Raw genomic sequence first — 22832 nt, 5'->3', positions numbered from 1 at the left:
GGGAGAACTTGGTCACCCTGGGCTCCGCGGGGCGGAAACCGCGGTGGCATGCCGGGTTGCAAAAGCGGGATTGGGCCCGTCTTCGGTAGGCTGGCACATGTGACTTTTCCAGTGATAGGCGTGGTTGGCGGCGGCCAGCTCGCGCGAATGATGGCCCCTGCCGCTACAGCACTCGGCTTTGAACTCCGTGTCCTCGCCGAGGGCGAGGACGTGTCGGCGGTGTCGGCCGTACCCGCCACTCCAGTGGGCGACTACAAGGACCTGCAGACGCTCCTGGACTTCGCCCAAGGCCTGGACGTCATGACCTTCGACCACGAGCACGTACCGACCGGCCACCTCCGCGCCCTGCAGGACGCGGGGGTCAACGTCCAGCCCGGGCCGGACGCCCTGGTCCACGCCCAGGACAAGCTGGTGATGCGTGCCGCCATCGACCGGCTGGAACTGCCCAACCCGGCATGGGCGTCGGTGGCTGACGTTGATGATTTGGTCCGCTTCGGCGACGGGACAGGCTGGCCCGTGGTGCTCAAGACCCCCAGGGGCGGCTACGACGGCAAGGGAGTGCGAATCGTCGCATCTGCGGAAGAGGCCGCGGAGGCCGCGGACTGGTTTGCCTCCATGAGCCCGCTGCTGGCCGAAGCGAAGGTCGAATTTACCCGCGAACTCTCCGCGCTCGTGGCGCGGACTCCGGATGGCGAGGCACGGGCGTGGCCCGTGGTGCACACCATCCAGGTCGATGGCGTCTGCGATGAGGTGATTGCGCCCGCGCTCGAGATCCCCCTGGAGGTTGCCGCCGCCGCGGAGGATGCGGCACTGCGCATAGCCGCCGAGCTTGACGTTACCGGCGTGCTTGCCGTGGAACTGTTCGAAACCCCTGGTTCAGGTGCCGGCTTCCTGATCAATGAACTGGCCATGCGGCCGCACAACACCGGCCACTGGACCCAGGACGGTTCCATCACCAGCCAGTTCGAGCAGCACCTTCGCGCGGTCCTGAACCTGCCGCTGGGCGCCACCGATGCCCTGGCCCCCGTTACCGTCATGAAGAATTTTTTGGGCGGCGACAACCAGGACCTGTACGCCGCCTACCCCATGGCACTGGCCGCCGAACCTGCGGCCAAGGTCCACTGCTACGGCAAGTCGGTGCGGCCGGGACGCAAGATTGGCCACGTCAACCTGACAGGCAGTTCCACGGCAGAGGTTGATTCGGTCCGCCGCCGCGCCACGGCCGTGGCCGGCATCATCCGCGACGGGCGGGTCACCACAGACGAACCGTCCGCGATTTTCGAGGAGAACGCATGAGCGCCGAAGCCACCCCGGCAGTTGGTACCGCCGCGGGCCCCCTGGTGGGCCTGGTCATGGGCTCCGATTCGGACTGGCCGGTCATGGAGGCCGCGGCGGACGCCCTGGCCGAATTCGGCATTCCCTTCGAGGCGGACGTCGTCTCCGCCCACCGGATGCCCACCGAGATGATCCGGTACGGCCAGACGGCGCACGAGCGTGGCCTTCGGGTCATCATCGCAGGGGCGGGCGGCGCCGCCCACCTGCCCGGCATGCTCGCCAGCGTCACGCCACTGCCCGTGATTGGCGTCCCCGTTCCGCTGAAGACCCTCGACGGGATGGACTCCCTGCTCTCCATCGTCCAGATGCCGGCAGGCGTCCCGGTAGCCACAGTCTCCATCGCCGGAGCCCGGAACGCCGGGCTCCTGGCTGTGCGGATGCTGGCCTCCGGCACCGATGAACTCGCCGACTCGCTGCGGGCGGACCTGATCGACTTCGCCGCGGACCTGAACGCAGTGGCGACCCGAAAGGGGGCGAACCTTCGGCAGAAGGTCAGCGAAGTCTTCCCCGGCGGCTCCAGCCCCCTTCGGGGCAGCCGTTAGGGCGCCCGGCATGGCCAGCAGCAGCAGCGTCCTCCACACCGGCTCCGGCCCGTCGCTGTCGGACCCGGTGCGCTACCCGGTCAGTGCGTCTCCCGAAGTCCGCACCAAGCGGGCTTTCGTCCTGGTCCTGCTGACGCTGCTGGTGCCCGGGAGCGCCCAGCTCGTGGCGGGCGACCGCAAGCTTGGCCGGACGGCGCTCCGCGTCACGCTCTCCGTATGGGCGGTCCTGCTCCTGGCCCTGGTCCTGTTGCTGCTGAACCGGAGCCTGGTCATCAACATCGTGACCAACCCCGTCACGTCGCTGCTGCTGGTAGTGGTGCTCGCCGCGCTGGCCCTCGGCTGGGCCTTCCTGTTCCTGAATACCCTGCGGCTCATCCGCCCTGTCCTGCTGGCACCGCGGGCCCGGCCCGCCGTCGGCATTGCCCTGGTCCTGGCCCTGGTCCTGGGCAGTGGCTCAATGGGGTACGCCGCCTACCTGCTGAATGTGGGCCGCAATGCGATCGGCAACATCTTTTCATCCGGGCCGGCCATCGAGCCGGTGGACGGGCGCTACAACTTCCTCATGATGGGTGGCGATGCCGGCGATGACCGCACCGGCCGCCGGCCAGACAGCCTCTCCATCCTCAGCGTGGATGCCCAAACGGGCCAGACCGCCATCATCTCCGTGCCCAGGAACTTCCAGAACGCCCAGTTCAGCGAAGGCTCCCCCATGCGTGCCCTCTACCCGGACGGCTACAACTGCGGTGACGAGTGCCTGATCAACGCCATCAACACCGAGGTCACCAACGAACACGCGGACCTGTACCCGGGCGTGGCAGACCCCGGCGCGCAGGCCACCATGGAAGCCGTCTCCGGCACCCTGGGCATGCAGATCCAGGCTTATGTCCTGGTCGACATGGAGGGATTCTCCACCCTGATCGATGCCATGGGCGGCATCAAAATCAAGGCCGGCGGCTGGGTTCCCATGAGCGGCTACTTCGACGAGGCCACCAAGACCCACGGCATGCCACTGGGCTGGATTCCCGCCGGGGACCAGACCCTCAACGGCGCCCAGGCCCTCTGGTACGGCCGGTCGCGCGAATACGTTGACGACTACTCCCGCATCCAGCGCCAGCAGTGCGTCCAGCAGGCCATGCTGAAACAGCTGGATCCGGCCACCCTGCTGTCCAAGTTCGAGGACATCGCCGGCGCCGGGACCAAGGTGGTGGAGTCCAACATTTCCTCCGCCCAACTGGGGAGCTTCCTTGACCTGGCCATCAAGGCGAGGGGCAAGGACGTCAAGCGGCTGACCATCGGGCCGCCTGACTTTGACGCGTCGTTTTCCACGAACCCCGACTTCGACCAGATCCACGAACGCGTGGACCAGCTGCTGGCATCGGCTTCCGCCAAGGGTGCACAGTCGGCCGGCATCACCGACGACATAATGGCCCTTCCCCAGGCAGGCGCCGGACACGTCCAGGCCGCCGGGACCGTCCCGGCCACCCTGCCGGCCGCGGGCAACGCCGTCCAGCAGCCCTCGCCGTCGGACTTTACGCCTGTGACCACCACGCCCGACGGTGAGCCGATCACCGAAGAGATGCTGACCCAGCTCAAGCTGGAGGGCAACGAAGAGGCCATCCGCCAGCTCGTGGCCACCAACGGGCAGTGCGCCCCGCTGTAGCGGCCGCCCGCCAGCTCCCACCCACCAAGGAATGGAACGGTTTTGTACGAGATTGAGAACGTCCTGCGTGACTACGCCTGGGGTTCGACGACGGCCATCGCCTCGCTGCTGGGACGCCCTGAGTCGGGGCGTCCGGAGGCCGAACTGTGGATCGGTGCGCACCCTGATTCGCCGTCGGTGGCGCACCTGCCCGAGGACGGAACCCGGAGCCCGCTGGACTCCCTGATCGCTTCCGATCCGGAGCATTTCCTGGGCTCGGACTCCGTGGCCGCTTTCGGGCCCCGGCTGCCCTTCCTGGCCAAGGTCCTGGCAGCCGCGCAGCCGCTCTCCCTCCAGGTGCATCCGAGCCTGGAACAGGCCCGTGAGGGGTTCGCCCGGGAAAACGCAGCCGGAGTGGATCCGCACGCGCCGCACCGTAACTACAAGGACGACAACCACAAGCCGGAGATGATCTTCGCGCTCACTCCGTTCGAGGCCCTCTGTGGGTTCCGGCCCGCCGCCGAAACCCGCGTGATCCTGCAGCACATCGCGGATGCCTTTCCCGGGCCCGCGCAGGTCCCTGCGCTGCTCCGGGCCCTCCTTGAGGATCTCACCGCCTCGGACGAAGGCGCAGGACTCCGGCGCGCCTTTGAGCGGCTAATCACCGGCGGCCAGGGCGTTTCAGAGGAAACAGCGCTGGTGGTGGCGGCCCTGGTGTCCGGTGCTTCCCTCGAGCCCTTCCAGGCAGAGCTGGGCACCGTCATCAGCCTCAACGAAAAGTATCCCGGCGACCCCGGCGTCCTGATCTCGCTGCTGCTGAACAGGATTTCGTTGAAGCCGGGGGAAGCCGTCTACCTTCCCGCCGGAAACGTGCACGCCTACCTGCACGGCCTGGGCGTGGAGGTCATGGCGTCCTCGGACAACGTCCTGCGCGGCGGCCTGACCCCCAAGCACATCGATGTGCCGGAGCTCCTGAAGACCATCGACTTCCACCCGGTGGCCGTTCCGATGCTCACCGCGGAAACTTCCGTGCTGGACCAGGAATTGTTCCGGCCCCCGTTCGGGGAGTTCCAACTGCAGCGCATTGAGCTCGGGCCGGACTCCGGTCCCGTCCCGCTGGCGCAGGCAGGCGCGGCAGTGGTCATCGTGGTGGCCGGCGCCGTGTACCTCGACTCCCCCAAGGGCGACCTGGAGCTGGAGCAGGGGGGCAGTGCGTTCATTGCCGCGGCCGAGGCCCCCGTCAACGTCCACCGGGTGGCCGGCAGCACCGGGCCGGCCCTGGCTTTCGCGGTGACCACCGGACTCTAGTCCGGCGCCATAGCAGCAGGAAGGGCGACGACGGCACTCTGGTGAGTGCCGTCGTCGCCCTTTGGCTTTGACCGGGCCAGTTGCCGCGGCTAGTTGCCCGGACGCAACTTTCGAACCAATGGGCGGACCTGCCCGGCCGCGCCTTTCAGCAGCCGGCGCGCCTGCTGGAGACCCTTGCGGGCGAGCGGCATGGCCTTGGCGTAGGCAGGGTAGAACGGCGACAGCGGCCTTTCCCACGTTCCCAGGAGCATGTTTTCGTGCTTTGCGAATTGTTTCTTGAAATCGGAAATGCCGTCGTTCAGGAGGCCGTTGAAGTCGTACCGGCTGCAGCCGTCTTCCCGCATGGCCTGCAGTGCCGCCCACTTCACGCCGTAGTTCACCCGCTGCTTCTGCCCTTCGGTGGAGACGCCGCCGTAGAGCTCGAACGCGGTGGCGGCGCTGCGCGAAAGCCAGGTGAAGGCCAGCATCTGCTCGCCGTCGAACGCGGCGATGATCGGGGAAGAGTCGCCCAGGTTCCGGAAGATGTCCCGGTAGTACTGGTCCTCGTGGATGCCAAAGCCTGCCCGCTCGGCGGTCTGGTGGTAGATGGCCAGCACCTGCTCCAGCTCGGCTTCGTTCTTGACCTTGCGGAATTCAACGTCGCTGCGCATGGCCTTGCGGATGTTGGCCCGCGTGGACTTGGACATCTCCGCCATCAGCTCGTCGTCGGACCGGGTGAGGTCCAGGATGAGCGTGCGCGGGATGAGGACGGTGTTGGTGGACTCGCGGAAACCGGCGGCGGCAACGGCGCCGGCAAAGGCGGAGTCCTTGTCCCAGTCCGGTTCGATGCTCAGGGCAACGCCCCGGTGGCGGAGCGCGGCATGCTCTGCCAGCCGGTTCAGGACCACCTGCGCGTTGCCGGGCGGGCACATGGGGCCCCGGGGAATGTAGACCAGTGCGCGGAAGGGGACGGGAAGCCTGCGGACCAGGAGCTGGGCGCAGCCGATGGTTTCGTCGCCGTCCTTGACCAGGACCCGGTCCACGGACCAGCCGTGCGCCGCCTTGGTCTCGCCCCAGCCCCACAGCTGCTGCGGATGCCCCTGGAACCGGTCAACGTGCTCGTCCCAGAGGGCGCGGTCAGTACAGGGCACAACAGCAGGAATCATGGCTTAAACCCTATACCAAGGCTTTAACGCCAAAGCCCCCGGCGCGTGGTTGAACTGGTCCCCGAAAGTTGGACTCTTAAATGGCTGACGTTCTACTTTAGCGGTCAGCGATCGGCTTGGCTTTTTGAAGAAGGCTCCGTCCCACCAAGGACGGGGCCTTCTTTGCGTGGAGATGGACCAACGGCCCCCATCGTCATCCGATGGAACGTCGTGGATCAGGTTTTTCAGTGGGACGTACGCCTGTCACTTGAGCGCAATCAGGGTTAGCCTGAGCCATGGCTGGCGGCTATCAACCTCGGAGCAAACCTAGGCTAGTGCTGTGGATCGCAAGCGGCATCCTTGTCGGCGTGGTAGCCGGGTTGACTATGGGCTGGCAACTTGCGCCCGCTTTTGTCCTCATCTATTTCGCTGTTGGCTGGGCTGCGAACCAAGGCCAGAAGCATAAGCGGGAGACAGACATCTACCGCGAGCAGTGGCTAAATAAGCGCAGGACCGGCAATGACGGATTGCAGTCGCCGCCTGAGTAACGGATGAGGGCCTAAGCCGCGAGGGCCGTCAAACGGTATTGAATCGGGCTCTGGCCGTTGAGCTTGGTTGAAATCCTCTTAGTGTTGTACCAGTAGATGTATTCGTGCAGTGCTGCCGTTAGGACTTCAATGTTGAGGAAGCGGACACGGTGGAAGAGTTCTTCCTTGAGGTGTCCGAAGAAGTTTTCCATCACGGCGTTGTCGTAGCAGTTGGCCTTGCGGGACATTGATTGAACCGCGCCGGCGTTCGCCAAAAGGGTGCGCCACGATACGTGCTGATACTGGAAACCCTGGTCCGAATGCACGAGTGGCTGCTGCCCAGGCTCCAAGCATTCCAAGGCTGCGCGCAGGGAGTTGTTAGTTAGATCCAAGTTCGGCGATGTGCTGATGCTGTGGGAAATAATCTGGCGGTCGAAGAGGTCCATGACAGGCGAGAGGTAGAGCTTGCGGTCTCCGACACTGAACTCTGTCACGTCAGTGACCCACTTCTGGTTGGGTGCAGTGGCATCGAATTTCCTGTTCAGGAGGTTCGGCGCGATCATGCCTTGCTCGCCTTGGTAGGAGCTGTAGCGCTTCCTGCGCCGGACCTTGCAGAGCAGACCGAGTGCCCGCATCACCTTCAGCACGGTCTTTTTTGCAACGGTCCAGCCAAGGTTGAGCAGTTCTCTGTGAACGCGCCGGTGCCCGTAGCGCCCATGGTTTTTCTTAAAGATCTCCGCGATGGAAGACTTGAGCTCCCCTTGGGGGTCAGGGGCTTGAAGGCGCGCTTGGTGATAGAAAAACGTGGATCGGGGAAGGCCCGAGACCTGAAGAAGAATCGGCAGCGGGAAGTCAGCCTTGAGGGCGATGAGGGCCTGGACCTTCACCTTTGTTTTGGAGCCCTCAAGGCTCGCAATTTTCCCAGATACGCGACTTGGGCCCGCAGGCGTTCGTTCTCCCGCCGCAATTTTTCCAACTCGGATACCTCAGCCGGCGGTGGGGAGTCGGGCTTCCGGGGCCTGCCCTTGGGCTTGGGGCGTAAGGCGTCCACGCCTTCACGACGGTAGGTACGCACCCACGACTTGAGAAGCACGGCCGAAGATAAGCCGGCCTCTTCCGCCAAGGCCGGTGCAGTCTCACCAGCAAGGAACCGTTGCACCAAAGCGAGCTTGAATTCGAACGTGTATGACTGAGCAGGCTTGGTCACCAGCGCACCTTGGCCATGAATCCTCCACCGCCGATACAGCCTCTTAATAGGCCCACTAGACTCACGAGACACACCCAGCATGGTGGCTGTCGCCGTATATGCAAGGCCTTTCTCAAACCACGCTACAGCCGTCGCGCGCTGATCGGCCGACAAAGAACTACTTGAACGCAAAACTGCTCCCCGGAAGTCGAAACTGAATTTTCAGTCCAACTTCCGGGGAGCAGTTCAGGTGCGCCAGGGGCTTTCGGTCAGCGGGGGCCGCGGGTCAGTTCTTGCGGGCGTAGCCTTCCCACTTGCTGGCCTGGTGTTCGCCGTCCACGAAGCGGATGGTGCCGGACTTGGAACGCATCACGATGGACTGGGTCAGGACCTTGTCCTTGGAGTAGCGGACGCCCTTGAGCAGGTCGCCGTCCGTGATGCCGGTGGCGGCGAAGTAGCAGTTGTCGCTGGAGACGAGGTCGTTGGTGGAAAGTACCCGCTCGAGGTCGTGCCCGGCGTCGATGGCCTTCTGCTTCTCTTCGTCGCTGGTGGGCCACAGCCGCCCCTGGATGACGCCGCCCAGGGATTTGATGGCGCAGGCCGCCACGATGCCTTCGGGGGTGCCGCCGATGCCCATCAGCGCGTCAACGCCGGTTCCGGAGCGGGCCGCGGCAATGGCGCCGGCGACGTCGCCGTCCATGATGAATTTGGTTCGGGCACCGGCTTCGCGGATTTCCTCCACCAGCGGGCGGTGGCGGTCGCGGTCGAGGATCATGACGTTGAGCTGGTTGACCTTCACGCCCTTGGCCTTGGCAATCAGGTGCAGGTTCTGCTTGACCGGCAGGCGCAGGTCAACCATGTCGGCGGCCTCGGGGCCGGTAACCAGCTTTTCCATGTAGAACACGGCGGAGGGATCGAACATGGAGCCGCGCTCGGCAACGGCCAGTACTGCCAGTGCGTTGTTGATGCCCAGGGCGGTCAGGCGGGTTCCGTCGATGGGGTCGACGGCGACATCCACCTCAGGGCCGGTGCCGTCACCCACGCGCTCACCGTTGAACAGCATGGGCGCTTCGTCCTTCTCGCCCTCGCCGATCACCACGACGCCGTTGAAGTGGACGGTCTGCAGGAAGGAGCGCATGGCGTCGACGGCGGCACCATCGGCGGTGTTCTTGTCGCCGAAGCCAACCCAGTGGCCGCCGGCAATGGCCGCGGCTTCGGTGACGCGGACAAGTTCAAGGGCAAGGTTGCGGTCCGGCTCGTCGTGGCCCACGGCAAGCGACGGCGAAATCGTGGAGTACTTCTGGGTCATGGACGCTGGTGACACGTGAACCTCTTCTTCGAGTGGCGATCATTGAACCCGCCCGCCGGTGCAGCAGAACGGTGATTCCTCTGTTACCGATCATAGTCGCGGCGCCGCGACGGGGGCGGCCCGTGACGCAACCCCGCAATGTGGATGGCAGCCCGGGGCGGACCGCCGGCCGGGGCCGAATGGAAGTCAAGCTCCGGGATAGGCGACTATAGAGGGGTGAACGACATGCAGGAAGCCACCAGTCCCAGCTCCGGCCCGGCCCGCCCCAGCGGCCGGCCAGGCGCCGCGGACAGCAGCGCTGACACCCCCGTGAAGCCCGTCATTCCGGCGGCGGCGGCCAAGCGCGCCAACGCTTCGGTGATCGGCATGATCATTGCCTTGGTGCTGAGCATCGCGGCGTTCCTGCCTGTTGTGCTCATGAACCCGCAGCCGAAGAGCGAGGGCTACCGCCCGGACATCGACGTGGCGTCCGTGGCACGGAACGCGGCTGATGTGGCGGGATTCACACCCGTTGCACCGGATACCGGCAACGCCTTCCGCGCGAATTATGCCCGGTGGGAAGCAGGGACGGGCAGCGGGGTTCCCACCTGGGAGGTTGGCTACGTCACCCCCAAGACTTCGTTCATCGCATTGGTGCAGACCACGCAGGCCAACCCCACCTGGCTGCTCCAGCAGACCAAGAACGCCCCCGTTACCGGCTCGCGGAATGCCGGCGGCCGGGAATGGGAACTGCGGGACACCGGCAAGGGCGAAAAGTCGATGGTCCTGAACTACCGGGGCAGCACCGTGGTCCTCTCGGGCGCAGCGCAACTGGACGAATTCGCCACACTGGCGGCCGCCGTCGTGGGCTCCCTGGACGCCGGCCCGGCCGTCACAGTTTCCCCTTCCAGCCCTGCCGCGCCTTAATCTGGTAAGCATGGCTACTAACCTCACCCCTGCCCTGGCTTGGCGCCGCCTGCGCGAAGGCAACGAACGTTTTGTCAACGGCGAGTCCTCGCATCCGAACCAGAACGCTTCACGGCGCTCGTCGCTGGTGGAAACCCAGAATCCGTTCGCGGTGATCTTCGGCTGCTCCGACTCCCGGCTTGCCGCTGAGATCATTTTCGACGTCGGCCTGGGCGACGTCTTCGTGGTCCGGACCGCCGGGCAGGTGATCGACGACGCCGTCCTGGGCTCGCTCGAATACAGCGTCGCCGTGCTGGGGGTGCCGCTGATCGTGGTGCTGGGGCATGACAACTGCGGCGCGGTCACCGCTACCAGGGACGCCGTGGAGACCGGCGAAATGCCGGCAGGTTTCATCCGCGACCTCGTGGAACGCATCACCCCCTCCGTCCTGACCTCCCTGCGGAACAACCAGCCCGAGGTCAACGACATGGTGGTGGAGAACGTCAAGCAGATGTCCCAGCGCCTCGCGGACAGCTCGCGTGTGATTTCCACCGCAATCGAGGAAGGCCGCACCGCGGTCATTGGCCTCTCCTACCGCCTGGCAGAGGGCCGCGCCGACCTTGTTTCTGGAATCGGCGAGCTCTGAGAACTCCGTGCCGGCGGCCCGGCGGGCCGCCGGCACGGCTCCCTTAACGGTTTTCGATGGGGCGCCCGGGAGCCATAAGCTAGCCCCATGACTTCCACTGAAGAGTTCCGCATTGAACATGACACGATGGGCGAGGTCCGCGTCCCCGTGAACGCACTGTACCGCGCGCAGACGCAGCGGGCAGTAGAGAATTTCCCCATCTCCGGCAAGACCCTGGAGCGCACCCACATCGAGGCGCTGGCACGGGTCAAGAAGGCTGCCGCCCAGGCCAACGCTGAACTGGGTGTGCTCGACGGCGAGCTGGCCAAGGCGATTGCAGACGCTGCCGATGAGGTGGCTGCCGGCAAGTACGACGGCGACTTCCCGATCGACGTTTTCCAGACCGGCTCCGGCACGTCCTCGAACATGAACACCAACGAGGTCCTGGCAGAGCTGGCCACGCGTGCGCTGAAGGCCGCGGGCAGCGACAAGGTGGTCCACCCCAACGACCACGTCAATGCCTCGCAGTCCTCCAACGACGTCTTCCCCACGTCCGTGCACGTTGCCGCCACGTCCGCCCTGATCAACGACCTCATCCCCGCCCTGGGCTACCTGGCAGAGTCGCTGGAGCGCAAGGCCGTTGAGTTCAAGGACGTGGTCAAGTCCGGCCGCACGCACCTCATGGATGCCACCCCGGTCACCCTGGGCCAGGAGTTCGGCGGTTACGCCGCACAGGTCCGCTACGGCATCGAGCGCATCAACGCCTCGCTCCCCCGCGTCGCCGAGGTTCCGCTGGGCGGCACCGCCGTGGGCACCGGCATCAACACCCCCGCCGGTTTCCCGGAGCGCGTCATCGAGCTGCTGGCCACGGACACCGGACTGCCGCTGACCGAGGCCCGTGACCACTTCGAGGCACAGGCCAACCGCGACGGCCTGATCGAAGCCTCCAGCCAGCTGCGCAACATCGCCATCTCGTTCATGAAGATCAACAACGACCTCCGCTGGATGGGTTCAGGCCCCAACACGGGCCTGGGCGAGATCGCGATTCCGGACCTGCAGCCCGGCTCCTCCATCATGCCCGGCAAGGTCAACCCGGTCATCTGCGAGGCGTCCATCATGGTCGCTGCCCAGGTCATCGGCAACGACACCGCCATCGCCTGGTCCGGCACCAACGGCGCCTTCGAACTGAACGTCGGCATCCCCGTGATGGCCGCCAACCTGCTCGAGTCAATCCGCCTGCTGGCCAACACCAGCCGCGTCATGGCAGACAAGATGATCGACGGCATCACCGCCAATGTGGAGCGCGCCCGCTTCCTGGCCGAAGCCTCCCCCTCGATCGTCACCCCGCTGAACAAGTACATCGGCTATGAGAACGCCGCCAAGATCGCCAAGACCGCCGTCAAGGAGGGCCTGACCATCCGCCAGGCCACCGAGCAGCTCGGTTTTGTCGGCGAAGGCGACGGCAAGGTCTCCGAGGCCGACCTCGACAAGGCACTGGACGTCACCACCATGACGGCCCCGGCCCACAAGGCCTAACCCCGCCACCACTTCGGGAACGCCCGACGGCGGCCGGCACCTTTCGCACGAAAGGCGCCGGCCGCCGTCGCTCGTTAAGGCAACTGCCCGCCAGCCATCGAGTTTGCACTGTATGGTTTTTAGTGCAAAAATGTACTTTGTGACTGATAGTGCAACTTCTGACAGCCTGCGCGAGCGCAAGCGGACAGCCACCCGGACCGCCATCACCTCTGCCGCCCGCGCCCTGACCTCCGCAAAAGGCCTCAACGGCTACACCGTGGAGGAGGTCTGCGAGGTGGCCGGGATTTCGCGCCGGACCTTCTTCAACTACTTCCCCACCAAGGAAGACGCCATCATCGGCCACGCCGAGGACGACGTTCCGGCCGATGCCATCGAGGAATTCGTGGCCGGTGCCGCCGGCTCCCGCCCCGGCGAAATTTCGCCCACCCTGTTCAGCGACCTGGTCCGGCTCTCCCTCCGCCTGGCCGAGGGCATGACGGAGTCCGAGGAAGACACGCGGCAGCTGATCGGGGTGGTCAAAAAGGAGCCGCAGCTCATCCTGAAAATCATCGGGGTCACGGAACAGCGCGAAGCCCAGTTCGCCCGGGACGTCGCCAGGCGTGAGGGCGTGGCGCCGGACCACCCAGTGGTGCAGATGGCAGTGGTCCTGCTCAGCACCATCGCCCGCAAGAGCAGCATGGCCTACTTCTCCGACGGCAATACCCGCAGCTATCCGGACCTGCTGCTGGAGAACATTTCCGCCGCCAGCCTCCTTTTCTCCCAGCCATTCGACAGCACGGCCACCGCCGCAGAAGGAAACCAATGAGCACCGCAACCGCCAAGCCGCCGGCAGGACCCCTGCTGTTGACGCAAAAACGCATCTGGATCATCTTCTCCGCGCTGATCGCCGGAATGCTGCTCTCCAGCCTGGACCAGACCATCGTCTCCACGGCAATGCCCACCATCGTGGGCAAGCTCGGCGGCGTGGAGCACCAGGCGTGGATCACCACCGCCTACCTGCTGGCCACCACCATCGTGATGCCGATTTACGGCAAGTTCGGTGACATCCTGGGCCGCCGCAACCTGTTCCCGGTGGCCATCGCGCTGTTCACCCTCGCGTCGGTGGGCTGCGCCCTGGCCACCGACTTCTGGGGATTCGTCATCTTCCGCGCCATCCAGGGCCTGGGCGGTGGCGGCCTGATGATCCTCTCGCAGGCGATCATCGCCGATATTGTTCCCGCCAAGGAGCGCGGGAAGTACATGGGTCCGCTCGGTGCAATCTTCGGCCTCTCCGCCGTGGCCGGCCCGCTGCTGGGCGGCTTCTTCGTGGACCACCTGACGTGGGAATGGGCGTTCTACATCAACATCCCCGTTGGCCTTGCCGCCTTTGCCATCGCTTGGTTTGCGCTGACCCTGCCCAACAAGAAAGCGGAGAAGCGGATCGACGTCCTCGGCGTCGTCCTGCTCTCCGCCGCCACCACCTGCCTGATCTTCTTCACCGACTTCGGCGGCAAGAAGGACGAGGGCTGGGATTCACCCCTCACCTGGGCGTTTGGCGCGGGCCTGCTGGTTTCTGCCGCCGCGTTCGTCATGGTGGAGCGGCGCGCCGAGGACCCGATCATCCCGTTGAGCCTGTTCCGGAACCGGATCTTCATCAACGCCACCGCCATCGGCTTCACCCTGGGCCTGGGCATGTTCTCCGCCATCGCGTTCGTCCCCACGTTCCTGCAGATGTCCTCCGGCACGTCCGCTGCAGAATCCGGCCTCCTCATGCTCCCCATGATGGCCGGCCTCATGGGCACCTCAATCTACTCCGGCATCAGGATCTCCAAGACCGGCAAGTACAAGATGTTCCCCATCCTGGGCGCCGTCTTCACCATGGCGGCCATGCTCTGGATGACCACCCTTGCGGCCAGCACCCCCATCTGGGTCATCTGCCTGCAGCTGTTCGTCTTCGGAGCCGGCCTGGGCCTGATCATGCAGGTGGTGGTCCTGGTGGTCCAGAACTCGGTACCGGCCGACCAAATCGGCACCGCCACCAGCACCAACAACTACTTCCGCGAAGTGGGCGCCGCCATGGGCGTGGCCGTCTTCGGGTCCATCTTTACCACCCGCCTCTCCGAGGCCCTGACCAGCGCCTTTACCGGCGCGGGAGCCTCCGCCGAGCAGGCCGGGCAGTCCACCCGGACCCTGGACCCGCAGGCACTCAACCAGCTCCCCGAGCAGCTGCGCGATGCCATCGTAAACGCCTATGCGGACTCCTTGGCGCCCGTGTTCTGGTACCTGCTCCCCTTCATCGCCGTCGCGCTGCTGTTGGCCCTGACGCTGAAGCAGATCCCGCTGTCGGACACCGCCGGTATGGTGGCCCGTGGTGAGGCCGTGGGCGGCGAGGAGGCCGAGCGGCTCGCCGCCGGGCTTCCCGGCACCACTGCCGGGGACGTGGAAGCCGCAGGTGACGGGGACGTTGTGAAGGACGACGACGGCGAGCTGGTTTCCCAGGCCCGCTGACGGCGTCGAACGCCCCGCTTGCCCCGGCTGGCTGTGTGCCAGGCGCACGCTGGGCGGGGGGAAGTGACCAACAGGGTCGCCGCAATCTTTGGGGGTTGCGGCGCCCCTGTTTCTTTAAGCGTCCCGCCGCTACGGCTCGAAGTGGACCGCTGCTGTGGGGGCCAGCGCCTGCCGGATGCTGGTGAGGTGGCCGGGCATCAGCTCGGGAAGGTCGTCAAGGGTAAACCAGCCGACAGCCAGGGATTCGTCGTCATTGACCCTGGCTTCTCCGGAGACGTAGCGGCACAGGAACACCACGTCCAGGAATTCGCAGACGTCACCGTTGGGATACGTGACCGGACCTACCGCGCCCACGGACACCACCCGCTCAGCCTCGGCCACCACGGCCGTCTCCTCGAAAATCTCCCGGACCAGCCCGCGTGCCGGCTGCTCGCCAGGGTCAAGCATGCCGCTGACCAGGGCCCACTGGCCGTTGTCAGCCCGCTGGGCCAGCAGGATCCTGCCGGCGTCATCCACCACCACGCCGCGCACGCCAGGAACCCAGATGGGATCGTTGCCGATCTTCTTGCGCAGCTTCAGGACATACTCAGGGGCAGGCATAGGGCCAGCCTATCCAACCCCCGGGGGCTGCATACCCCGCGGTCATGCGGGAAGCAGCATGGCGGCCGCGGCTCCGGCAAGCATGAACGGTCCGAACGGGATGGACGATTTCAAGGTCCCACGCCGGGCTGCCAGAAGGGCCAGGGACCACAGGCCGCCCAGCAGGAAAGCCAGGAAGGTTCCCGCGAACAGGTGCCCCCAGCTCAGGTAACCCAAGTACATGCCGAGCACTCCTGCCAGTTTGACGTCGCCGAACCCCATGCCCGGCGGGTACACAAAGCGGAGGACGAAGTAGAAGAGCCACAGGATTCCTGCCCCCGCCACCACGCGCACGGCCGGGGTGGAAAGGAAGCCGGTGCCGCCCCCGCATCCGGAAGCGGGCCGGCCCAGGCGATGGCTGCTGCCGCCAGCAGGAGCACCCCGGCCACGCCATAGGACGGAAAGACGATCCGGTTGGGCAGGAGGTGGTGCCGGACGTCGATGATGGTCAGCCGGACCGCCATCACCGCGAAGTAGAGGCAGGCCGCCAGAACCAGCCAGAAGGCAAGCGGGGTGTGCTGCCAGAGTTCACCGAGTCGTCCGATCACCCCTCGGATGCTACTGGATCCCCCCATTCCCGCCGTAGCGCTGCCGCGTAAAATGTGGATATGTCGACCTGGGACTCCCGGCGCAGCCCGGCTCCGGACTCTCCTGCCGCCCCGGCGGACCTTGCCGCTGTGTTCCGGAACCTGTGCCGGTCCTCCCCCTGGAAGTGGCAGTCGCTGCGGTTCGAGTACTGGGACCAGGCCTTCGCCTCAGCCCCTGCCCCGGGTGCACCCTTCATCCGCGCCTGGCTGCGACGTCCGGGCGCGCTCCGCCTGGAAAGCCCTGAGCGGCTGATCCTCCACAGCACCACGGGCATTAACGATTCCCGCGACGTTTTCTATGTAAGCGCCACACGCAAATCCTGGCTCCTCCCTCCGCACCTGGTCACGCCCGTCTATGACGACCGCGGGCTGGTACGGCGCCGCCCCGAGGCAGCCTACGGCGAGCCCGGCTTCGGCAACGGACGCCTCTCGGCCGCCCTGGATCCCGTGGAGCTTGCGGGCAACGCACCGGTGCCCATCGAATTTCCCGGCAGCAACGCGCTGGACATCCGGGAGGCGCGGTACGCCGACCACGAAGGCAGGCCAGTCCTTGAAGCCGTGGTGGTTCCCAACCCTGCGTACCGTCCCGCCGATCCTGCCGCTCCCTTGTGCCTGCCCGGCAAGTCCCTCCTCCGCGTGGACATGGACACCGGCGTCTGTGTGTCCAGCCAGTCGCTGGAAGCGGAAACGGAGGGATATGGCCACTGGATCCGGATCATCGCCGTGGACGAGTACATGCTGGATGACCTGTTCCTGGCCCAGTCCATGAACCTCACCGATGTCCGCCGGCACATCAGCTGGGACATACCGGCCTGAACGTGACAGGCTCCGTCCGCGCCCGTCGGCTAGGCTTCGCGGATGACCACGCTGAACACACTCTGGCCCCTGTTCGACCTCCGGCTGGCCACGCCCCGGCTGGAGCTCCGACCCATCACTGACCAGGACATCCCGGCGGCGGTCGCCGCCGCCCGCAGCGGCATCCACGAGGCCGCCAGGAACCCTTTCAGCACGCCGTGGACAGAACTGCCCGACGACGAGCTTGGCCCCAACATGGCCCGCTGGTACTGGCGCTGCCGCGGCGGGTTCACCCCCGAGGACTGGACGCTGCTCCTGGGCATCTGGCATGAGGGGCAGTTCATCGGGTGCCAGGATGTGGGTGCCAAGGAGTTTGCGGTCCGGAAGACCGTCACCACCGGCTCGTGGCTTAAGCAGTCCGTCCAGGGCCGCGGGCTGGGCAGGGAGATGCGTGCCGCCGTCGTGCTCTGGGCCTTTGACAGGCTGGGCGCCGAAGTGGCCGAGTCCGAAGCCGCGGCCTGGAACAGCGCTTCCCTGGGCGTCTCCCGTTCCCTCGGCTACGAACTGAACGGCACCACCCGCAGAGCCTGGGGCACCAAAGTCGAAACACTCCAGCACGTCCGCCTCACCCCGGAAACCTTCAACCGCCCCGACTGGGAGCTGCAGGTCGAGGGCCACGAGGCAGTGGCAAGGTTCCTTAAGGTGACTTGACTGCACGAGACCGGCCCAAGTCCTTCGCGTAGGAGCGCATCGCCGACCAGAGCGTTGCGCAGGTCGCCCAGCGACCGAAGCACCGCGCCGGGAGGTGTCTAAGCGACGGCGAAGGGCTTGGGGCGGACGTACCCAGCCACCGAAAGGCACGAAGGGCCGTGGCCCGGCGAACCCGGCCACGGCCCCTCACTAAGCGACCTACCCTTCGAGCAGTTCCGTGACCAGGGCTGCGATGGGCGAGCGTTCGGAGCGGGTGAGGGTGACGTGGCCGAAGAGGGGGTGTCCTTTCAGGGTTTCGACGACGGCGGCAATCCCGTCGTGGCGCCCCACGCGGAGGTTGTCGCGCTGGGCGACGTCGTGGGTAAGGACGATCTTGGAGTTCTGGCCCATGCGGCTCATGACCGTGAGGAGGACGTTCTTTTCGAGGGACTGGGCCTCGTCCACGATGACGAAGGCATCGTGGAGGGAGCGTCCGCGGATGTGGGTGAGTGGCATGACCTCGAGCATGCCGCGGTCCATGACCTCCTCCACCACTTCCTGGCTGACCAGGGCCCCGAGGGTGTCAAAGACCGCCTGCGCCCACGGGTTCATCTTCTCGGACTCCGAACCCGGCAGGTAGCCCAGCTCCTGGCCGCCCACCGCATAGAGGGGCCGGAAGACGATCACCTTGCGGTGTTCGCGCCGTTCCAGCACGGCCTCGAGGCCCGCGCAGAGGGCCAGCGCGGACTTGCCGGTGCCGGCCCGGCCACCGATGGACACGATGCCGACGCCGGGATCCATCAGCATGTCGATGGCCAGGCGCTGTTCGGCGGACCGGCCGTGGAGGCCGAAGACGTCACGGTCGCCCTTGACCAGGCGCACCTGTTTGTCCGCGCCCACCCGGCCGAGTGCGGAGCCGCGGTTGGAGAGCAGCACCAGACCGGTGTTGACGGGCAGTTCGGCGGCGGCGGGGATGAAGACGGGCTCGTGGCCGTAAAGGGTGGCGATCTCCTGTTCGTCCGCGTCGATTTCCGCGACGCCGGTCCAGCCGGAGTCCTTGACCAGCTCATTGCGGTACTCATCGGCCGTGAGGCCCATGGCGGAGGCCTTGACGCGCATGGGCAGGTCCTTGGAGACCACCGTGACGTTGCGCCCCTCGTTGGCCAGGTTCTTGGCCACGGCAAGGATGCGGCTGTCGTTGTCCCCGCTGCGGAACCCCAGGGGCAGCACCTCCGCGGAGATGTGGTTCAGCTCCACCATGAGGGTGCCGCCCTCGTCCCCGATGGGAAGGGGCTTGTTCAGGCCGCCGTGCTTGACCCGGAGGTCGTCCAGGAGGCGCAGGGCATTGCGGGCGAAGTATCCCAGTTCCGGATCGTGCCGCTTGGCTTCGAGCTCGGTGATGACGACGACGGGGACCACCACCTCATGTTCGGCGAACCGCAGGAGTGCCCGCGGGTCGGAGAGCAGGACGGAGGTGTCAATGACGAAGGTGTGGATGTCGGCTTCCCTTCCGGAGACAGCAAAACCGGCCGCAGCATCAGTTGCTGCGCCGGCCTCAGAGGTGGCTCGCTCGGCGCGAGAGGTAGCTTTTCCGCCCTGTCCAACAAGGACCTCGGGCAGTTGTTCAGAAGTAGCCACATCGACTCCAGCCCCGGGCGCCAGCCCGGAATTGTTATTGGTGAGGCGGCTCGGCCACGAGGCCGGGTCCGGCCTCCCATACAACCGGCGCGATGTTCCGCTCCATGTATTGGCCTCCCCGATCAGCCGGCGGTTTTGCCTGCTGATGGATATAACGTAAATCCACGGCGGCCCATTTCCGCAACTATTTGACGGCGATTTCTCCGGCGGATCTATGAACTCGTGATGAACCGGGGGTTTCAGGCGCCGAAGCGCCGCTGCCTGCCGGCGTAGTCCCGGAGGGCACGGAGGAAGTCGACCTTGCGGAAGGCAGGCCACAAGGCCTCGCAGAAGTAGAACTCGCTGTAGGCGCTCTGCCACATCAGGAACCCGGAGAGCCGCTGCTCCCCCGATGTCCTGATGACCAGGTCAGGGTCCGGCTGGCCGCGCGTGTAGAGGAAGCGTGAGATGTCATCGACGCACAGGTCATCGGCGAGCTTGGAGATGTCCATGCCCTTGGCCACGGCATCATGGAGGAGTTCCCGGACGGCGTCGACGATCTCCCGGCGCCCGCCGTACCCCACGGCCACGTTCACGTGGATTTTTTCCCGGACCGGGGTCCTGGCGGTGAGCTTGTTCAGCCTCTCGGCCAGGTAGTCCGGCAGCAGCTCCGGGGCACCCATGGCATGGACGGAAATATTGGCGTCTTCGTCCAGCCTGTCCAGGGTATTAGCGATGATGCCCATGAGGAGGTCCAGTTCCTCGCTGGAGCGGTTCATGTTGTCCGTGGAGAGCATGTACAGCGTCACCACTTTGACGCCCAGCTCCTGGCACCAGCCCAGGAACTCGTGGATCTTGTCCGCACCGGCCTGGTGGCCCTGGGCGGTGGGGGCATTGAACTGCTTGGCCCAGCGCCGGTTGCCGTCCACCATGACACCGATGTGCCGGGGAATGCGGTCGCGGGGCAGATCCTTAAGCAGCCGGCGCTCGTAATAGCCATAGAGGAACCCGGGCAACTCCACGCGTCCACTCACCTGACTTTCCTGCCGTACGTACATCCACATCCTAGGCTACCGCCAGCCGTCCCCCGGGACAGGCGGCACGGAGCGAGAGACGTTCGCAGGAAGTTACCCGGCGGTAACTTACCGGTCCGTAAGTTATTCTGGTGCCATGAACAGCGACTCTCCGCAGGCCTCCCCGGCACCCCGGCCGGAGGACAGGAACGCCGGTGCGGATCCGGAGCCCAGCGCAGTGGATGACGCCGCGGTCCGACTGGCGGAACTGTTGATGATCAAACCGAAATGGCGCGGCTGGATCCACACGGTCACGGCCCCGCTGGCACTGGCCGCCGGGATCCTCCTGGTTGCCCTTGCCCCCACCCCGGACCGGCGGATCACCACGGCCATCTACGCTGCCACGGGCGTCCTGCTCTTCGGAGTCAGCGCCGTCTACCACCGCGGCAATTGGTCCCCGCGGGTCAAGCTGGTCCTGAAGCGGCTGGACCACACCAACATCATGCTGGTGATCGCCGGAACCTACACTCCGCTGGCCTGGACCCTGCTGGAGCGGCAGCAGGCGGTGGTGCTGCTCTGGGTCATCTGGGCCGGAGCCATCCTCGGCGTCCTGTTCCGGCTGCTGTGGACCGACGCACCGCGCTGGCTCTACGTTCCCATCTACATCGCACTGGGCTGCGGTGCGCTCTTCTACCTGCCGCAGTTCTTCCAGGCCAGCATGCCGGCAGCCGTCCTGGTGTGCGTAGGTGGGGTCCTCTACATCACGGGCGCTGTGTTCTACGCATTGAAGAAGCCCAATTTCAGTTACCACCACTTCGGCTTCCACGAACTGTTCCACGCCTTGACAGTGCTTGCCTTCGCGGCCCACTTCGTGGCGATTGCCCTGGCGGTCCTTGCGTAGATTCGCCGAACCGCCGCCGGGCCTTCCCTACTCGCGGGGCCGTGAAAGCCCGTCGGCGGGACCGGTTCCGTCGGCCTTCGGCGCTCCCTGGCGCGTGCCGCCGTCGAGCCCGTCCTGCGCGTCCGCTGCGTCGATGTCTGCCTCGGCAGCGGCCGCCAGGCGTTCTTCCTCCACCTGGGCGCGGTAGCGGACCCTGCGGATGCGGCGCACCATGTCCACGATGAGCAGGGCGGTGGCCACAACGAAGAACGCCGTCATGATGAAGCCCAGCAGGCCCGGCGTCACCTGGTCCTCGGAAATTCCGTCCCGGAGCGTCGGAGTGGGCAGCGGGCTCGGCGTGGTGGCCAGGCTCAAGAGCAGAGAATGCACGGTAAATACCTTCTGGTGGAACGGATGCAGCAGGTCGCGGAGGAAACGGCCCCTCGCCGCGCCTGTCTTCTACGCAAGATAGAAATAGCCTGCGTGTCTATCTTAGCCCGGCGAACAGGTCCTTCTCGGGGAGTTCGGAGGGCACCCGCGAGTGGATCAGGGAATAGTCCTCCCAGGGCCAGACCCTGCGCTGCATGTCCGGCGACACCGCAAAAAAGAACCCCAGGGGGTCCACCTGGGTGCGGTGGGCGCGCAGTGCGTCGTCGCGCATTTCAAAGAAGTCGCCGCAGTCCACCTGGGTGGTGGTGGGGTGCGCGGCAGGGGGTGGCGTGTGGCCCTCCGCATCCGACTCCAGCCAGGCCGCCAGGCGCTCCGCATAGGGAGACTGCAGCCCCGCCTCTTCGAGGGCAAAGTGCAGCGCCCGGAACCTTTCCGGGCTGAAGGCACGGTCGTAGTAGAGCTTGCTTGGCTCCCAGGCCTCCCCCGCCCCGGGGTAGCGTTCGGGATCGCCCGCTGCCTCGAACGCTTCCACGGCTACCCGGTGGGCCATGATGTGGTCCGGATGGGGGTAGCCGCCGTTCTCGTCATAGCTCAGGATTACGTGGGGCTTGAAGGACCGCACCAGTCGGACCAGGGGCGCCGCTGCCTGCTGGAGCGGAAGGGTGGCGAAGGATCCGGCGGGGAGCGGCGGAAGCGGGTCCCCTTCGGGGAGGCCGGAGTCAACGAAACCAAGCCACCGCTGCTTAATGCCCAGGATTGCGGCGGCCTGCTGCATCTCGAGCCTCCGGGCGCCGGCCATGTCCCTTTTGGGGTGCGGTACGCCTTCCATGGCGGGGTTCTGGATGTCACCGCGGGACCCGTCCGTGCAGGTTGCCACCAGGACGTCGACACCGGCTGACGCGTACATCGCCATGGTCGCAGCGCCCTTGCTGGATTCGTCGTCCGGGTGGGCGTGGACCGCGAGCAGCCGGAGCGGAACCTGGGAGTTGCTGGACGCTGTCATGGAGGGGACGGCTCCTTATTCGTTGTGCGCGGCTTGTGGCAGCTTATGGTTGTTGGTCGGGGTGCATCGGCCCGGGCGGCAGCCGCAGCCGCCGCGAAGAGCCCGGCGGAAAGGGCACTAAACTGGTCTGGTGACTTCCCCGGACCAGCCGGCCCAATCCGCGCCCGCAGACACTAGCCTAGCCAATCGGTATGGTGCTAAAAAGCGCCGGCTCTCCCCCAAAGCCGCCCGGACTGCGATCGGCGCCGCGCTCGTTGTCGGAATCGGCTTCCTGGCATGGGTGACCACTTCCAACTCGCTGTCAGGGGTGACGTACAAGGACGTGGGATACAGCACCACCGATGCCACGCTGGCGGAAGTGGACTTCCAGGTCACCAGGGAACCGGCCAACCCCGTCAAGTGTGCCGTGAAGGCGCTGGACTCCAAGTTCGCGGTGGTGGGCTGGAAGGTGGTGGACATTCCGCCGTCGGCAGCGGACAGGACGGCCGACGGCGGCAGGACAGTGGCCCAGCGCGTCACGTTGCGTACGGAGTCGGCGTCCGTGTCGGGCGTGGTGGACAGCTGCTGGATTCCCGCCGGAGCGTCGTAAAGGATGTGATGCGCGACGCTTGCTTGTTGGGTTATCTCCAGAGGATTGACTACAATGGGGAGATACCTTTACCCCGCTGAGCTGGTTACTGTTCCACAAGTGGCCACCGTGGCGGGGTCTTTTGCA

At 65.9% G+C, this 22832-nt stretch carries 23 protein-coding genes and 1 pseudogene; 14 read left to right on the top strand and 10 right to left on the bottom strand.

Going from position 1 to position 22832, the window contains the following annotated elements; all coding sequences use genetic code 11:
• Positions 1-99 precede the first annotated feature (99 nt).
• Genes NIBR502770_RS03510 through manA form a run of 4 tightly spaced genes read left to right on the top strand, consistent with a single transcriptional unit; the run spans position 100 to position 4824 of the window.
• Positions 100-1296, top strand: a complete 1197-nt coding sequence (locus tag NIBR502770_RS03510) for a 5-(carboxyamino)imidazole ribonucleotide synthase (RefSeq protein ID WP_141181041.1) — start codon at positions 100-102, stop codon at positions 1294-1296.
• On the top strand, positions 1293-1877 hold the full coding sequence (gene purE, locus NIBR502770_RS03505; RefSeq protein ID WP_141161164.1) for a 5-(carboxyamino)imidazole ribonucleotide mutase: 585 nt from the start codon (positions 1293-1295) through the stop codon (positions 1875-1877). The genes NIBR502770_RS03510 and purE overlap by 4 nt, the downstream gene beginning before the upstream one ends.
• 10 nt (positions 1878-1887) lie before the next feature.
• Positions 1888-3537 carry an LCP family protein gene (locus tag NIBR502770_RS03500; protein ID WP_141181040.1) on the top strand — a complete coding sequence of 550 codons (1650 nt, stop codon included), beginning with the start codon at positions 1888-1890 and terminating at the stop codon, positions 3535-3537.
• A gap of 42 nt (positions 3538-3579) precedes the next feature.
• Entirely contained in the window at positions 3580-4824 is a 1245-nt protein-coding gene (gene manA, locus NIBR502770_RS03495) for a mannose-6-phosphate isomerase, class I (protein ID WP_141181039.1), read from the top strand.
• Positions 4825-4913: 89 nt separating this feature from the next.
• Here manA and NIBR502770_RS03490 read toward each other — a convergent pair whose 3' ends face one another.
• Entirely contained in the window at positions 4914-5969 is a 1056-nt protein-coding gene (locus tag NIBR502770_RS03490) for a peptidoglycan bridge formation glycyltransferase FemA/FemB family protein (protein ID WP_141181038.1), read from the bottom strand.
• A 314-nt stretch (positions 5970-6283) separates the two neighbouring features.
• Between NIBR502770_RS03490 and NIBR502770_RS03485 the strand changes: the two genes are divergently transcribed.
• Positions 6284-6496 carry a hypothetical protein gene (locus NIBR502770_RS03485; RefSeq protein WP_141181037.1) on the top strand — a complete coding sequence of 71 codons (213 nt, stop codon included), beginning with the start codon at positions 6284-6286 and terminating at the stop codon, positions 6494-6496.
• Positions 6497-6507: 11 nt separating this feature from the next.
• Here NIBR502770_RS03485 and NIBR502770_RS03480 read toward each other — a convergent pair whose 3' ends face one another.
• From NIBR502770_RS03480 to glpX, 3 genes are all read right to left on the bottom strand, one after another.
• Entirely contained in the window at positions 6508-7362 is an 855-nt protein-coding gene (locus NIBR502770_RS03480) for an IS3 family transposase (protein ID WP_371416457.1), read from the bottom strand.
• Positions 7359-7763, bottom strand: a complete 405-nt coding sequence (locus NIBR502770_RS21765) for a helix-turn-helix domain-containing protein (RefSeq protein WP_371416512.1) — start codon at positions 7761-7763, stop codon at positions 7359-7361. The genes NIBR502770_RS03480 and NIBR502770_RS21765 overlap by 4 nt, the downstream gene beginning before the upstream one ends.
• A 184-nt stretch (positions 7764-7947) precedes the next feature.
• The gene (gene glpX, locus NIBR502770_RS03475; RefSeq protein WP_210411426.1) at positions 7948-8970 is read right to left on the bottom strand and encodes a class II fructose-bisphosphatase; all 1023 of its coding nucleotides are present in this window, start codon (positions 8968-8970) and stop codon (positions 7948-7950) included.
• Between the two features lie 225 nt (positions 8971-9195).
• Between glpX and NIBR502770_RS03470 the strand changes: the two genes are divergently transcribed.
• From NIBR502770_RS03470 to NIBR502770_RS03450, 5 genes are all read left to right on the top strand, one after another.
• Positions 9196-9876: a DUF4245 domain-containing protein gene (locus NIBR502770_RS03470; protein ID WP_141183300.1), complete on the top strand. Its 681-nt coding sequence runs from the start codon at positions 9196-9198 to the stop codon at positions 9874-9876.
• Between the two features lie 10 nt (positions 9877-9886).
• Positions 9887-10501 (top strand): carbonic anhydrase, encoded by a 615-nt coding sequence (locus tag NIBR502770_RS03465; RefSeq protein ID WP_141161170.1) that lies wholly within the window; start codon positions 9887-9889, stop codon positions 10499-10501.
• An 87-nt stretch (positions 10502-10588) separates the two neighbouring features.
• Complete coding sequence (locus NIBR502770_RS03460) at positions 10589-12016, top strand: class II fumarate hydratase (protein ID WP_109863457.1); 1428 nt, start codon at positions 10589-10591, stop codon at positions 12014-12016.
• Between the two features lie 139 nt (positions 12017-12155).
• Positions 12156-12821: a TetR/AcrR family transcriptional regulator gene (locus NIBR502770_RS03455; protein WP_141181036.1), complete on the top strand. Its 666-nt coding sequence runs from the start codon at positions 12156-12158 to the stop codon at positions 12819-12821.
• The gene (locus NIBR502770_RS03450) at positions 12818-14503 is read left to right on the top strand and encodes an MDR family MFS transporter (RefSeq protein WP_141181035.1); all 1686 of its coding nucleotides are present in this window, start codon (positions 12818-12820) and stop codon (positions 14501-14503) included. Before NIBR502770_RS03455 ends, NIBR502770_RS03450 begins: the two co-directional genes overlap by 4 nt.
• A gap of 129 nt (positions 14504-14632) precedes the next feature.
• On the opposite strand, the gene NIBR502770_RS03445 is transcribed toward NIBR502770_RS03450, so the two are convergent.
• Together NIBR502770_RS03445 and NIBR502770_RS03440 are read right to left on the bottom strand one after the other, a co-directional pair.
• The gene (locus tag NIBR502770_RS03445) at positions 14633-15103 is read right to left on the bottom strand and encodes an NUDIX domain-containing protein (protein ID WP_141161173.1); all 471 of its coding nucleotides are present in this window, start codon (positions 15101-15103) and stop codon (positions 14633-14635) included.
• Between the two features lie 42 nt (positions 15104-15145).
• Positions 15146-15690 (bottom strand): annotated as a pseudogene (locus NIBR502770_RS03440) (prepilin peptidase).
• 60 nt (positions 15691-15750) lie between these two features.
• On the opposite strand from NIBR502770_RS03440, the gene NIBR502770_RS03435 reads away from it, so the two are divergent.
• Positions 15751-16545, top strand: a complete 795-nt coding sequence (locus NIBR502770_RS03435; RefSeq protein WP_141181034.1) for a hypothetical protein — start codon at positions 15751-15753, stop codon at positions 16543-16545.
• Positions 16546-16587: 42 nt separating this feature from the next.
• Positions 16588-17235, top strand: coding sequence for a GNAT family N-acetyltransferase (locus tag NIBR502770_RS03430; RefSeq protein ID WP_141161176.1), 648 nt, complete (start codon positions 16588-16590; stop codon positions 17233-17235).
• A gap of 198 nt (positions 17236-17433) precedes the next feature.
• Here NIBR502770_RS03430 and NIBR502770_RS03425 read toward each other — a convergent pair whose 3' ends face one another.
• Together NIBR502770_RS03425 and NIBR502770_RS03420 are read right to left on the bottom strand one after the other, a co-directional pair.
• The gene (locus NIBR502770_RS03425) at positions 17434-18852 is read right to left on the bottom strand and encodes a PhoH family protein (protein WP_141161177.1); all 1419 of its coding nucleotides are present in this window, start codon (positions 18850-18852) and stop codon (positions 17434-17436) included.
• A 239-nt stretch (positions 18853-19091) separates the two neighbouring features.
• Positions 19092-19853, bottom strand: coding sequence for an isoprenyl transferase (locus tag NIBR502770_RS03420; RefSeq protein WP_141161648.1), 762 nt, complete (start codon positions 19851-19853; stop codon positions 19092-19094).
• A gap of 148 nt (positions 19854-20001) precedes the next feature.
• On the opposite strand from NIBR502770_RS03420, the gene NIBR502770_RS03415 reads away from it, so the two are divergent.
• A complete protein-coding gene (locus NIBR502770_RS03415; protein ID WP_371416486.1) occupies positions 20002-20745 on the top strand; it encodes a hemolysin III family protein in 744 nt (247 codons plus the stop codon).
• Between the two features lie 27 nt (positions 20746-20772).
• Here NIBR502770_RS03415 and NIBR502770_RS03410 read toward each other — a convergent pair whose 3' ends face one another.
• A complete protein-coding gene (locus NIBR502770_RS03410) occupies positions 20773-21114 on the bottom strand; it encodes a hypothetical protein (protein WP_141181033.1) in 342 nt (113 codons plus the stop codon).
• A 97-nt stretch (positions 21115-21211) separates the two neighbouring features.
• Complete coding sequence (mca, locus tag NIBR502770_RS03405; protein ID WP_141161179.1) at positions 21212-22117, bottom strand: mycothiol conjugate amidase Mca; 906 nt, start codon at positions 22115-22117, stop codon at positions 21212-21214.
• A gap of 130 nt (positions 22118-22247) precedes the next feature.
• On the opposite strand from mca, the gene NIBR502770_RS03400 reads away from it, so the two are divergent.
• Positions 22248-22706: a DUF4307 domain-containing protein gene (locus tag NIBR502770_RS03400; RefSeq protein ID WP_141161180.1), complete on the top strand. Its 459-nt coding sequence runs from the start codon at positions 22248-22250 to the stop codon at positions 22704-22706.
• Positions 22707-22832: the final 126 nt, after the last annotated feature.

The organism is Pseudarthrobacter sp. NIBRBAC000502770, assembly GCF_006517815.1.
In the GTDB taxonomy this organism is placed as follows: Bacteria; Actinomycetota; Actinomycetes; order Actinomycetales; family Micrococcaceae; genus Arthrobacter; species Arthrobacter niigatensis.
The sequence above is the reverse complement of the archived record's forward strand: the minus strand, read 5'-3'. Positions and strand labels throughout refer to the sequence as shown.